Source organism: Bradyrhizobium sp. (assembly GCF_030646015.1).
Classification (GTDB): Bacteria; Pseudomonadota; Alphaproteobacteria; order Rhizobiales; family Xanthobacteraceae; genus Bradyrhizobium.
In genome coordinates, this window is sequence record NZ_JAUSLT010000140.1 from 1 (window position 1) to 12897 (window position 12897).

General features: G+C 64.0%; 11 protein-coding genes. 5 read left to right on the plus strand and 6 right to left on the minus strand.

From position 1 onward, the window contains the following. A partial coding sequence (locus tag Q7T45_RS21500; RefSeq protein ID WP_304873383.1) for a DUF1499 domain-containing protein occupies positions 1-852 on the plus strand: 852 nt, incomplete at its 5' end. 46 nt (positions 853-898) lie between these two features. Here the strand turns inward: Q7T45_RS21500 and Q7T45_RS21505 are convergent. From Q7T45_RS21505 to ribB, 3 genes are all read right to left on the minus strand, one after another. Next, a complete protein-coding gene (locus Q7T45_RS21505) occupies positions 899-1816 on the minus strand; it encodes an MBL fold metallo-hydrolase (protein ID WP_304873385.1) in 918 nt (305 codons plus the stop codon). Between the two features lie 161 nt (positions 1817-1977). Continuing rightward, entirely contained in the window at positions 1978-3192 is a 1215-nt protein-coding gene (locus Q7T45_RS21510) for an acyl-CoA dehydrogenase (RefSeq protein WP_304873386.1), read from the minus strand. Between the two features lie 125 nt (positions 3193-3317). Beyond that, positions 3318-4394 (minus strand): 3,4-dihydroxy-2-butanone-4-phosphate synthase, encoded by a 1077-nt coding sequence (gene ribB / locus Q7T45_RS21515; protein ID WP_304873387.1) that lies wholly within the window; start codon positions 4392-4394, stop codon positions 3318-3320. A gap of 238 nt (positions 4395-4632) precedes the next feature. Between ribB and Q7T45_RS21520 the strand changes: the two genes are divergently transcribed. From Q7T45_RS21520 to Q7T45_RS21530, 3 genes are all read left to right on the plus strand, one after another. Then, on the plus strand, positions 4633-5625 hold the full coding sequence (locus Q7T45_RS21520) for a tripartite tricarboxylate transporter substrate binding protein (RefSeq protein WP_304873390.1): 993 nt from the start codon (positions 4633-4635) through the stop codon (positions 5623-5625). Further along, positions 5622-6125 carry a tripartite tricarboxylate transporter TctB family protein gene (locus Q7T45_RS21525; protein WP_304873391.1) on the plus strand — a complete coding sequence of 168 codons (504 nt, stop codon included), beginning with the start codon at positions 5622-5624 and terminating at the stop codon, positions 6123-6125. Before Q7T45_RS21520 ends, Q7T45_RS21525 begins: the two co-directional genes overlap by 4 nt. Positions 6126-6270: 145 nt before the next feature. Beyond that, a complete protein-coding gene (locus tag Q7T45_RS21530) occupies positions 6271-7788 on the plus strand; it encodes a tripartite tricarboxylate transporter permease (RefSeq protein ID WP_304873393.1) in 1518 nt (505 codons plus the stop codon). Between the two features lie 128 nt (positions 7789-7916). Here the strand turns inward: Q7T45_RS21530 and Q7T45_RS21535 are convergent, their stop codons facing one another. Together Q7T45_RS21535 and Q7T45_RS21540 are read right to left on the minus strand one after the other, a co-directional pair. Further along, positions 7917-8213, minus strand: a complete 297-nt coding sequence (locus tag Q7T45_RS21535; RefSeq protein WP_304873396.1) for an HU family DNA-binding protein — start codon at positions 8211-8213, stop codon at positions 7917-7919. Positions 8214-8450: 237 nt separating this feature from the next. Continuing rightward, entirely contained in the window at positions 8451-10166 is a 1716-nt protein-coding gene (locus tag Q7T45_RS21540; RefSeq protein WP_304873398.1) for a cation:proton antiporter, read from the minus strand. A gap of 333 nt (positions 10167-10499) precedes the next feature. Between Q7T45_RS21540 and Q7T45_RS21545 the strand changes: the two genes are divergently transcribed. After that, positions 10500-11735, plus strand: coding sequence for a PLP-dependent aminotransferase family protein (locus Q7T45_RS21545; RefSeq protein WP_304873400.1), 1236 nt, complete (start codon positions 10500-10502; stop codon positions 11733-11735). Positions 11736-11930: 195 nt separating this feature from the next. Here the strand turns inward: Q7T45_RS21545 and Q7T45_RS21550 are convergent, their stop codons facing one another. Further along, a complete protein-coding gene (locus Q7T45_RS21550; RefSeq protein WP_304873402.1) occupies positions 11931-12857 on the minus strand; it encodes a tripartite tricarboxylate transporter substrate binding protein in 927 nt (308 codons plus the stop codon). Between the last annotated feature and the right edge of the window lie 40 nt (positions 12858-12897).

A 12897-nucleotide genomic window follows, 5' to 3' on the forward strand; every position in this document is an offset into this window, starting at 1 on the left:
ATGGCCCGCAGGTTTTCCGCTCCCTATCAGTCGGAGCCCGTGTCCAGCCTCGCCACATGGGCGCGCAATCTCGCGGTGTTTTCGGTGGTCGCCGTGCTGGTTTCCATCGCCATCGTCCGTTTCGGTTTTCTCGAGGTCAAACCGGCGCTCACGACGTTTTTCGGCGCGCTGGCCTGCGCGGTGCTTTCCATTCTGACGGGCTTCGCCGCCTTCGCCGCGATCTGGCAGAATGGATCGCGCGGCATGGGCCGCATCCTGCTGGCGTTCATGATCAGCGCGGTCGTGCTGGCCTATCCCGCCTATCTCGGCCTGCAATACCGCAAGCTGCCGAAGATCCACGACATCACCACCGACCCGATCGATCCGCCGCGCTTCGAGGCGCTGGCGCGCTTGCGCAGCGGCGACGGCGCCAACCCCGCGGTCTATGCCGGGCTCTATTCCGCCGAGCAGCAGCGGCTGGCCTATCCCGATGTCGAAACCGTCGAACTCGAGGTCCCCGCGCTTCGGGCCTATGAGGTGACGCTCGCGCTGGTCAACAAGCGCAAATGGCGCGTGGTCGACGAGCGCCCGCCGCAGCCGCGCCGGGACGGCCGCATCGAGGCGATCGCGCAAACGCCGATCATGGGATTTCGCGAAGACGTCTCGATCCGCATCAAGCCGGACGGCGAAGGCTCGCGCGTCGATATCCGCTCCTCGTCGCGCTATTTCGAAAGCGACCTCGGCAGCAACGCCGCGCGGGTGACCAAACTGATCGAGGACATCAACACAGCCGCCGACCAGGCCAAGCCGGCGGTGAAGAAACCGCAGACGCCGGCCAAGGCGCAGGCGAAGAATGTGAAGAAGGAACGCTGACGGCCGTCATTCCGGGGCGCGCGTCAGCGCGAACCCGGAATGACAGCTACACCAACCGATAATTTCCGCCGATCACCGGATCGCCATCGGTCGCGACCACGCCGCGCCCGGCCAGATCTTCCAGATGCGCCAGCACGGAATAGCCGGCGGCATTGGTCAGTCGCGGATCGATGCCGATATAGACCGCGCGCACGATGGTCGGGATATCCGCCTCGCCCTTGGCGAGCCGATGCAGGATCGAGGCTTCGCGCGCGTGGCGATGCCTGGTCAGGAAACGCACATAGCGCTGGGCATCCGGAATTTCCGGGCCGTGACCGGAAAAATACAAATCCTCGTCGCGCGCCGCCAGCGTTTCCAGCGATGCCATGTAATCGACCATCGATCCATCCGGCGGCGCCACGATCGAGGTCGACCAGCCCATCACGTGATCGCCGACGAAATTGATCTTTCGCTCGGCCCAGGCGAATGCCAGATGATTGGCGGTGTGGCCCGGCGTCGCCACCGCTTCCAGCGCCCAGCCGGCGCCTTCGATCGTGTCGCCGTGCTTCACTTCGATATCCGGCTTGAAGTCGCGGTCGGCGCCGGATTCCGGATTGTGCTTCTCGCTCTCGTAGCGCGGCCGCGAAGCGCGATGCGAACCCTCGGCATAGACGGTGGCGCCGGTGGCGGCCTTGATCCTGGTGGTGTTGGGCGAGTGGTCGCGGTGGGTATGGGTGACCAGGATATGCGTCACGGTCTCATTGCGCACGGCGTCGAGCAACGCCGCCGCATGGGCCTCATCGTCCGGGCCGGGATCGATGATCGCGACCTTGCCGGTGCCCACGATGTAACTGACCGTGCCGGTAAAGGTGAACGGGCTCGGATTATTGCAGAGCACGCGCCGCACGCCGGGGCGGACTTCTTCGACCACCCCGGGTTTCAGGGGAAAGTCGCGGTTGAACGGGATGTCGTCGTTGTCGGCCATGGGGCTGCCTGTGTGGTACGCCGCGCTTCCCACCGAACCCTCATGCTGAGGAGGCCCCGTGGGGCCGTCTCGAAGCATCGGGCAAGATCTGTCGCGCGGCCATCCTTCGAGACGCCCGCTAAGGCGCGGGCTCCTCAGGATGAGGTCGGAGTGTGTTGAGCCTACGAAAACGCCTGAATGCCGGTGATCGCCCGGCCCAAAATCAGCGCGTGGACGTCGTGGGTGCCTTCGTAGGTGTTGACGGTTTCCAGGTTCTGCGCGTGGCGCATCACGTGGTATTCGATCTGGATGCCGTTGCCGCCGTGCATGTCGCGGGCCATCCGCGCGATGTCGAGCGCCTTGCCGCAATTGTTGCGCTTGACGATCGAGATCATCTCCGGCGCCATCTTGCCTTCGTCCATCAGCCGCCCCACCCGCAAGGAGGCCTGCAGGCCGAGCGCGATGTCGGTCTGCATGTCCGCGAGCTTCTTCTGCACCAGCTGCGTCGCCGCCAGCGGGCGGTTGAACTGCTTGCGGTCGAGCGTGTACTGCCGCGCACGGTGCATGCAGTCCTCGGCGGCGCCCATCGCGCCCCAGGAAATGCCGTAGCGGGCACGGTTGAGACAGCCGAACGGTCCCTTCAGGCCGGAGACGTTGGGCAGCAGCGCGCTCTCGGGAACCTCGACGCCTTCCATCACGATCTCGCCGGTCACCGAGGCGCGCAGAGAGAGCTTGCCGCCGATCTTCGGCGCCGACAGCCCCTTCATGCCCTTCTCGAGAATAAAGCCGCGGATCTGGTTGTTGTGCTCGGCCGATTTGGCCCACACCACGAACACGTCGGCGATCGGCGCGTTGGAAATCCACATCTTGGTACCGGTGAGCCGGTAGCCGTCCGAGGTTTTCTCGGCGCGGGTCTTCATACCGCCGGGATCGGAGCCGGCATCCGGCTCGGTCAGGCCGAAACAGCCGACCCATTCGCCGGTGGCGAGCTTGGGCAGGTATTTCTTGCGCTGGTTCTCGTCGCCATAGGCATAGATCGGGTGCATCACCAGCGAGGACTGCACCGAATTCATCGAGCGATAGCCGGAATCGACGCGCTCGATCTCGCGCGCCACCAGGCCATAGGCGACGTAGCTCGCATTGGCGCAGCCATATTCTTCCGGCAGGGTAATGCCGATCAGGCCGAGTTCGCCCATCTCGTTGAAGATCTCGCGGTCGGTCTTCTCGTCGAGATAGGCCTTGGTGATGCGCGGCAACAGCTTGTCCTGCGCATAGGCGCGCGCGGTGTCGCGGATCATGCGCTCGTCTTCGGTGAGCTGCTCGTCGAGCATGAACGGATCGTCCCACTGGAACTCGACCGAAGCCGGCTTGTCCTTGGTCTGAGGGCGCACGCTCATGAGAATTCCTTTCGATCCTTACGCATTTGGCCGACAAAATAGAGCGCTATGAGGCCAAGCGCAATTGGATTGGGTGTTTACCGTTGCGTCATTCCGGGTCGCACAACCGGCCTGAAATCACAACCTTAGCCTTCAAGCTGCTCGTTGGAGAGAATCTCGATGCCGAAACCGGACAGCCCCTTGTAGTCGTGCACCGACGACGTCAGATGACGGATCGAGGTGACGCCGAGATCGCGCAGGATCTGCGCGCCGACGCCGACCTCGCGCCATTGCTTGTTGCGGTCGGCTTCGGCGGATTTGTCTTCCGGCAAGGGCGCGACCGGAACGCCGGCGGCGCCGTCGCGCAGATAGATCAGCACGCCGCTGCCGTTCTTCTTGAAGTGTTCCAGCACCGCCTGCATGCGCTTCGGACCGGTGAAGATATCCTTGACGATATTGGGCTTGTGAAAGCGCGTCAGCACGTTTTTGCCGTCGCCGATGCCGTTATAGACGAACGCGACATGCGCGATGGAATCGAACGGCGAGCGATAGGCGTAGCCCTGCAGCAGGCCGATCGGGCTTTCGGTGGTGAAGGTCGAGACCCGCTCGATCAGTTTCTCGCGCGCCTGGCGATAGGCGATCATGTCGGCAATGGTGACGTGCTTGAGCTTGTGGGTGGCGGCGAACTTCGCCACCTGCTCGCCCTTCATGACCGTGCCGTCGTCGTTCATCAACTCCGAGATGACGCCGACCGGCGGCAGGCCGGAGAGCTTGCAGAGGTCGACCGCGGCCTCGGTATGGCCGGAGCGCAGCAGCACGCCGCCGTCGCGCGCGATCAGCGGGAAGATATGGCCGGGCCGGGCGAAATCATTGGCGCCGGCGTTCGGATTGGCCAGCGCGCGGCAGCAGGAGGCGCGTTCCTCGGCCGAAATTCCGGTGCCGTTGTCCGGCTTGTAGTCGATCGACACCGTGAAGGCGGTGGTGTGGTTGGACTCGTTGTGCGCCACCATCGGATCGAGCCGCAACCGCCGGGCATCTTCGGTGGTGATCGGCGCGCAGACGATGCCGGAGGTGTGGCGGATGATGAACGCCATCTTTTCGGAGGTGCACAGCGACGCCGCCACGATCAGGTCGCCCTCGCCTTCGCGGTCGTCGTCATCGGTGACGACGACGAGTTCGCCATTGGCAAAAGCCTGCAGAACTTCCTGGATCGGATCGGCCATTTTCATGCGTCTCGCTTTGGTGCCGGGCAGCATCAGCCGGACTTGTTCGCCGGACTTGTTAACCGGACTTGGGACCCCGCGCCAGCATCATTGCGCAGGGCAGAACGGCGCCGGAGGGGCAGCGCGGACCGTCCTGCGGCGGCGCGCCGGGCTGGAAAAATCGTTGACGAGGTCCGGTCTCGATCGTCATGGTCGGGTGCCGCAAAAAAACAACAAGCAGGCATCGGGAAGAAACATCATGCAGTTTTGCTTGAATTTCCGTCGGGCGGCATTGGCCGCCGTCGCGTTGCTGGCGGGGTCGGCCGGATTTTCAACCTCCCCGCAGGCCGCCGACGAATGGCCGACCCGTGAAATCACCTTCTACGTGCCCTACGCGCCCGGCGGCTCCACCGATCCGATCAGCCGTAAATATGCCGAGCTGCTGGAGAAGCAACTCAAGGTCAAGGTCATCGTCGAGAACAAGCCCGGGGCCTCGGCCACCATCGGCACCGGGGCGGTGATCCGCGCCGCGCCTGACGGCTACACGATCGGGCTCGGCTCGACTTCCTCGCTGGCCTATCAGCCGCTGGAAATGAAGGGCCTGGCGTGGAAATCGGCCAATGACTACCAGTCGATCGCCAAGCTTTCCGACCTGCCCGCGATCCTGGCAGTGCCGGCGAATTCCCGCTGGAAAACCTTCGACGATTTCATCGCCGAGGCCCGCGCCAATCCGCGCAAGCTGAAGGTTTCGGTGTCCGGATTGCGTTCCATCAATGACATTGCAGTCCAGCAGTTCAACAAGCTCGCCGGCCTGCGCATCGTCACGGTACCGTTCACCGGCGGCGGCGGCGAAGCCACGCTGGCGGCGCTGGGCGGACGGGTCGACGGCACCGTCGGATTCGCACCGGGCATGAAGGGCCAGATCGACGCCGGCAAGCTGCGCGTGCTCGCGGTGTTTCAGCAGGGCAAATACGACCTGCTGCCGGACGCCAGGCCGATCGGCGAGACGCCATGGAAAGAGACGTTTCCGGTCGGCTATTACGTGATCGCGCCGAACGGCCTGCCGAAGCCGGTGCTCGAGAAACTGATGGCGGCCTCCAAAATCATCGTCGCGAGCGACGAATTCAAGACCTTCCTCAGGACCAACGGCTACACATGGGATCCCAAATTTGGCGACGACATGAAGAAGGAGCTTGAGGACTACGACGGCAAGTTCCGCGCCGTCATCAAGTTCCTGGACGACGACAAGTGACCGCCAACAGCTTCCGGCTGCCGCCGGCGCGACGCATCGTCGGCGTGCTGGCGCTGCTGCTGGCGGCGGTTTACGCGATCGATGCCTGGCAGACGCTGTCGATGGGGCGCTGGCACAAGCCCGGCGCCGCGATCTTCCCGATCGCGCTTGGCCTGTTGCTGGCGATCGCGGCGATCTCGGTGCTGCTGGAGAAGCATGGCGGCGCCGGCGATCCGATGCCCGCAACATTTTCGCTGCCTGCCGGCGCCGATCTGCGCCGGCTGCTGAAAGTGATGGCCGCGTTCTCACTCTACTTCCTGGCGATACCGCTGCTCGGCAACATGATCGCCTCGGCGTTGTTTCTGCTGGCGACGATGTGGTTGCTCTCGGATGATCCCGACAAATCGGTGATGCGGCTGTCGCTCTATGCGGTGGCGATGGCGCTGATAATCGAGGTGTTCTTCGTGCGGCTGCTCAAGTTGCAGATGCCCGCGGGGGTGTTGAAGCCGTGGCTGTTTTAGATTTTTGCCAAGGAAACGGTGCGCGCCCTCTCCCATGGGGAGTGGGTTGGGGTGAGGGGGTACGGTCTATCGTTCGATAGTAACCCCTCACCCGGCGCTGCGCGCCGACCTCTCCCAAAGGGAGAGGTGAAGGAAGAAAGCAACAATGAACTCCCTGCAGGGCCTGCTCTACGGCCTCTCCATCGCCGCGACGCCCGCCAACCTGCTCGCCGCCTTCGCCGGAGCGTTCGCGGGCACGGCGATCGGCGTGCTGCCGGGTCTCGGCCCGGTCGCCGGCGTGGCGCTGATCCTGCCCCTGACCTTCTCGCTCGATCCGACCGCCGGCCTGATCATGATGGCCGGCATTTTTTACGGCTCGATGTATGGCGGCTCGACCACCGCGATCCTGCTCAACATTCCCGGCGAGTCCGCGTCCGTGGTCACCGCGATCGACGGTTATCAGCTCGCCAGGAAGGGCCGCGCCGGCGCCACGCTGACCATCGTCGCGGTCGGCTCGTTCGTCGGCGGCACGCTGGCCGTGATCGGCGTCATGATGTTCTCGTCGCTGCTGGCCAATGTCGCGATCCTGTTCGGCCCCGCGGAATTCTTTGCGCTCACCGCCGGCGGCCTGGTGGTGATGTCGCGCATATCCGGCGGCACGCTGGCGTCCGCGCTGCTGCCGATGACGCTCGGGCTGATGCTCGGCACCGTCGGCCAGGAGGCCGTCACCGGCGAAACCCGCTTTACCTTCGGCCTGCCCGAACTCGCCGAAGGCGTGTCGCTGGTGCCGGTCGTGGTCGGGCTCTACGGCTTTGCGGAATTGATGCTGCTGATCGAGGACCGGGTTCATGCCGCCGCCAAACCTGAGTCGGTATCGATGCGCCAGTTGCTGCCGACCCGCAGCGAATGGAAGCGCGCGGTGCCGTCCTGGCTGCGCGGCACTTTTTTGGGATTCCTGTTCGGCCTGGTGCCGGGGCCGGCAGCGACACTGGCCTCGTTTGCCGCCTACCGGTTGGAGAAGGCCACATCGAAATACGCCGCCGAGATCGGCACCGGCGCGATCGAGGGCGTCGCCGGACCGGAGGCCGCCAACAATTCCGCCGCCACTGCCTCGCTGGTGCCGCTGCTGGCGCTCGGCATCCCCTTCACGCCGATCGCGGCCCTGATGATCTCGGCGATGCTGGTGCAGGGCATCCAGCCCGGGCCGCTGTTGATCACGCAGCATCCGGAAATCTTCTGGGGCCTGATCGCCTCGGCCTATATCGGCAATGTGATGTTGCTGCTGCTCAACATCCCGATGGTCGGGGTCTGGGTCAGCCTGCTCAGGATCCCGCATTTCCTGTTCATTCCGCTGCTGCTGGTGCTGTCAGTGATCGGCACCTACAGCGTCCGCAACAGCGTCTTCGACGTCTGGGTGCTGCTCGGCGCCGGCATCGTCGGCTATGCCTTCAACAAGCTGAAATTCCAACTCGCGCCGCTGGTGGTCGGTCTGATCCTCGGCCCCAACATCGAAAAGCATTTTCGCGAGGCGCTGTTTCTCAGCCAGGGCGATCCCTGGATCTACCTGGAAAGCCCGATCGCGGTCACGGTTTGGCTCGCGGTCGCAGCCATCCTGATCGCCGGCTTTGTCGCGCGACGCCGCGCGGCGTTCAGGGATGCGATGGCGCAGGAGAGCAGTTTGTAGAAGTCGGATTCACGCAGTAGCCCGGATGGAGCGCAGCGCAATCCGGGGTAAGTGCATCATCTTGCGACGGCCCCGGATTACGCTGCGCTCCATCCGGGCTACAATTTGCCGGAAACCTTACGCCGTCTTCACACCGCGTCTTTGGCAACCTTCAGCGGCGACGCCTTGACGGACTTGCTGGCCGGCTTGGCCGCGAACTGCATGGGCTCTTTGGTGAAGGGATTGATACCGGCGCGGGCTTCAGTCGCGGGCTTGTTCACGACCGACATCTTGGCGAAACCGGGAATGACGAACTCGCCGGATTCATTCAGCTCCTTGTAACCGACGACTGCCATCTGCTCGATGACGGCCTTGACGTCTCCCTTTGAAACCTGGGTGCCCTCGGCAATTGCATCGATCAACTGATTCTTGGTCATCTTGGCCATCGTAAATTCCTTTATGTGTGGGGGATGGAACGGATCTGGAGCGCGCGGACTATGCTTAAGTAACTCGGTCCGGAACGCGGTAAAAACCACGCAGCGCGCTTCTCGTTCATGCCTGCGGTGATGAAGTTAGGAGGCTTAAAACCCATCGACGCCCAAAACGCAAGGTGCAACTGGGCATAAGTTCCGCATCTGAAGCCACAGCGTCGGCGTGGCACTCCCTGCAAGCGGGGAGCGGGTTTACGGCAGCACTTCCTTGCGTTCGGCGAGCTGCGCGTCCATTTCCGCGCGCTTGTCGTCCAAGAGGCCGGCGGCGGCGGCTTCGATCACGGTGTAGAGTTCCTGGGCATCGCTGATCCGGGTTACCGTCACGTAATCCGCGCCGGCGGCGTAGAGATCGGCGACGTCGGCCAACAGGTCGGCGGTGGCGACGATCTTGGCAGTCGGATTGAGCGTGCGAACGTGGCGGACCAGCTTTTCGTTATCGGCGCCCTTCAATAGCGAATCCGGCACACTGAGGATGATGAGCTCGGCCTTGCCGACGCCGGCATGCACCAGCGTGTCGACGTTGCTGATATCGCCATAGATCACGTGCAGGCCGCGATCCGCCAGGGTGCGGAACACGTTCGGATTGAAATCGATAACGGTGAGCTGATCGAGGAACACCGGATTGCGCCGCTCGATCTCGCTCAGCAGCGCGCTGGCGGCACGGAAGAAGCCGAGGATCACCACCCGCCTCGCCTCGCCGTGCCCCTCCTCGTGGCCGGCATCATGCGCATGGACATGATCGAGATCGCGGATCCCGATCCGCTTCAAGGGACCGATCGAGGCCCGCGTGATCTGGTCGCTGCGCATGATCGCGAACGTGCTCAGCACCGCCAGGATCACGAAGGCGAACGACACCGCGCTGGCGGTCTGGGTCTGGATGTGCCCGGCGACGACGCCGGTCTGAATCACGACCAGCGAGAATTCGCTGATCTGCGCCAGGTTGATCGCCGGCAGCAGGCTGGCGCGCAGGCCCTGCTTCATCAAATAAAGCGGCGTGAACGTGGTCGCCACGCGGCTGATCACCGTGAAGGCTGCGATGACCAGCGCGAGCCAGATCACCCCCATGCTCGGGATCGGGATCGTCATGCCGAGCGCGACAAAGAACAGCGTGATGAAGAAATCGCGAAGCGTGGTGACCTTGGCGGTGACATCGAGCGCATAGGGGAAGGTCGACAGCGACACCCCCGCCACCAGCGATCCCATTTCGCGCGACAGATGCAGCCGCTCGGCGATCTCGCCGATCAGGAAGCACCACGCCAGCGCGCCGAGCAGGATCAGTTCGGGACGGCGCGCGATCTGGTGAAACAGTTTTGGCAGGACGTAGCGGCTCAGCACCAAAGCGGTCGCCACCAGCACGCCGACCCGGCCGACCGAGAGCAGGATCACGCTGACCTGGAGGTCGGCGAGGCTCGGCTGCACCGCAAGGAACAGGATGGCGAAGATGTCCTGCAGCACCAGCACGCCGAGCGTGATGCGGCCGGGCAGCGTGTCGAGCTCGCGCTTCTCGTACAACACCTTGACGATGATGACCGTCGAGGAGAGCGCGCAGGCGATGGTGAGATACACGGTGTCGAAGCCGCCGAGGCCGATGCCCATGAAGAACACGACGCCGAGCACACAGGCGCCGACCAGCTGGCCGCCGGCGGCAAACAGGATCACCCGGCCGGCCCGCACGATCTTCTTCAGGTCGATTTCCAGCCCGATCATGAACAACATGAAGATCAGGCCGAGTTCGGAAATGACGGCGATCGATTCCTGCGACTTGACCCAGCTCATGCCGAATGGACCAATGACGAACCCGGCGATAAGGTAGGCGAGGATCAGCGGCTGGCGGAAAAAATGGGCCAGAAGGCCGATGCCCCAGGCGAACAGGATGCAAAAAGTGATATCGCGAATAAGCTCGTGCATAAATCCGGCCTTCCCCTCGCCGCAACCTAAAGGCCGGGGCGTCAACGTCAAACAAGTAATGTGTCGCATCCGGACCGGCCGGTTCTTTCCCGCGATTCTGGCTGATATGTCGATCATCTCCCGGCCCCGCGGCGCAAGCCCGGCCGGCCGCGGTCGGGCCGAATTTCGCCAGTTCCCGGACCGCGATACCCACCGAAGCCCCGGCGTGTCCGGGCCTTTACGATCCAGCGCCGGCCTGTGAAGGTGACCGGCAAGAAACCGGCAAGAACCAGCCCTCCGGCAAACCCGGGACATCCGGCCATAACCCAAGAAAATCAAACGGGGATGACGTCCATGACCTCAGCGCAATTCGACTTCGCACCCTTGCTTCCGGCCGGATTGCCGGCGCCGGCCGCGAAGTGGACGGGCCTGGCCAAGTACAGTTTCGTCGGTGGCAACAACGATCCGGACCAGGTCCCGGTCGATGAGCTGGCCGATGCCGTCAATGCCGTGCTCAGGCGCGAGGGCAGGACGCTCGCCACCTACGGGCTCGCCAGCGGCCCGCAGGGGTACCGCCCCCTGCGCGAATTCCTCACGACAAAACTCAAGCGCGACGCCGGCATCGACTGCGCCGCCGACGACATCCTGATCGTCTCCGGCTCGCTGCAGGCGCTCGATCTCGTCAACGCGACGCTGCTGGCGCGCGGCGACACCATCATCACCGAGCAGGACACCTATCAAGGCGCGCTGAACCGGCTGACCCGGCTCGGCGTCAACATGGTCGGCATCCCGCTCGACGAGAACGGCATGCGGATGGATGCGCTGGCGGAAGCGCTGGCCGCCCTCAAGGCCAAGGGCGTCACGCCGAAATATATCTACACCATTCCGACCGTGCAGAATCCGACCGGCACCATCATGCCGGAGTCGCGACGCGCCGAGCTCTTAAAACTGTCGCAGCAATATGGCGTGCCGATCTTTGAAGACGACTGCTACGCCGACCTGATCTGGGACGGCAAGCGCCCGCCCGCGATTTACGCGATGGACAAGACCGCCGGCGTGATCCACATCGGCTCGTTCTCGAAATCGATCGCGCCGGCGCTGCGGGTCGGTTACATCGTGGCGCCCTGGGCCATGCTGTCGCGGATGCTGGCGCTGAAGACCGACGCCGGTTCCGGCGCACTGGAGCAAATGGTGCTGGCGGAATACTGCGCGCCGCATTTTGCCACCCATGTACCAAAACTCAACCGCGGCCTGCGCGCCAAGCTCGAGACGCTGATGGAAGCACTCAACGAACAGTTCGGCACAGCGGCGGAATTCGAGGATCCCAAGGGCGGCATCTTCCTGTGGGTGAAACTTCCCGACAATGTCGACACGCTGAAACTCTATCAGGCCGCATTGGCGGCCGGCGTCGCCATCAATCCGGGACCGGAATGGTCCACCGACAAGGCCTATGCCGGCAGCCGGCTACGGCTGTGTTTCGCAAGCCCCTCGCACGAGCAGATCCGCGAGGGCGTCGCGGTGCTGGCCGAAGTGTGCCGGAAGGAGTTCGGGGTGCCGGCGAGAATCGCGAATGTGGAGAAGCACGCCTGAGGACGACACCCGTCCCCTCATGGTGAGGAGCGCGTCCGGCAGCGCCCTTGCGCTGCCCTGCGCGCGTCTCGAACCATCTGGCACATCGCTTGCTGCCATCCTTCGAGACGCCGCGCGAAAGTGCGCGCGGCTCCTCAGGATGAGGTCAGCATCTATTTACACGCTCTGAGGTTGAAACAGCGAGCGCCGCGGTCCCTATTCGCTCTTGATCCCAGCGTCGGCGATCAGCTTGCCCCATTTGGCGCTTTCGCTCTGGATGAACTGCGCGAAAGCTTCGGCCGAAGACGGCGCGGGCTCGGCGCCGAGAATGCGGATTTTCTCGATCGCCGCGGGATCCTTCAAGGCCTTCACGAAAGCCGCATTCAGCCTTTTGACGATATCAGGCGGCGTAGCAGCGGGTGCGACGATGCCAAACCAGCCGACGGATTCAAATCCGCCCAGGCCCTGCGCCGAAAGCGCGGGAACCTCAGGCAAGAAGACTACCGGCTTGGCGGCGGACACGCCCAGCGCCTTCAGCTTTCCATCGAGGATCAATTGCCGTGACGCCGGGATATCCAGCACGGCCAGCGGGATGTGACCGGCGAGAACGTCGACCGAAGCCGGCGCGGTGCCGCGATAGGCGACGAGCTGAATGCGCACGCCGGCTTTCTGGTTGAACAGCGCCGATGTCAGATGCATGGCGGTGCCGTTACCGCCATGGCCGATCGACAGCTCGGCCGGGCGCGCCTTGGCCGCCGCGACGACGTCCGCCACCGAGGCGAAGCCCGATTGTTGCGACGCCACCAGCACGAAGGGAATTTCGGCAAGCATCGTGACCGGCGCCAGATCCTTCACAGGATCGAACGACATCGCCGCCCGATTGAGATGCGGGTTGACCGTCAGCACGCCGGCAGCGGCGACACCGAGCGTATATCCGTCCGGCGCTGCCTGGGCGACGGCGCCGATGCCAATGTTGCCGCCGGCCCCCGCGCGGTTCTCGACCACGATCGGCTGACGCAAATCTTCCGCGAGCAGCGGCTGCAGGGCGCGGATCACGATATCGGCGCTGCCACCGGGCGGAAACGTGACGATGATCTTGATCGGCTGATCCGGGTATGCGAATGCCGAACCGGGCGCAAGCAACGGCAGGCTCAACAACGAAGCAAGAATGCAAAGGGCTATT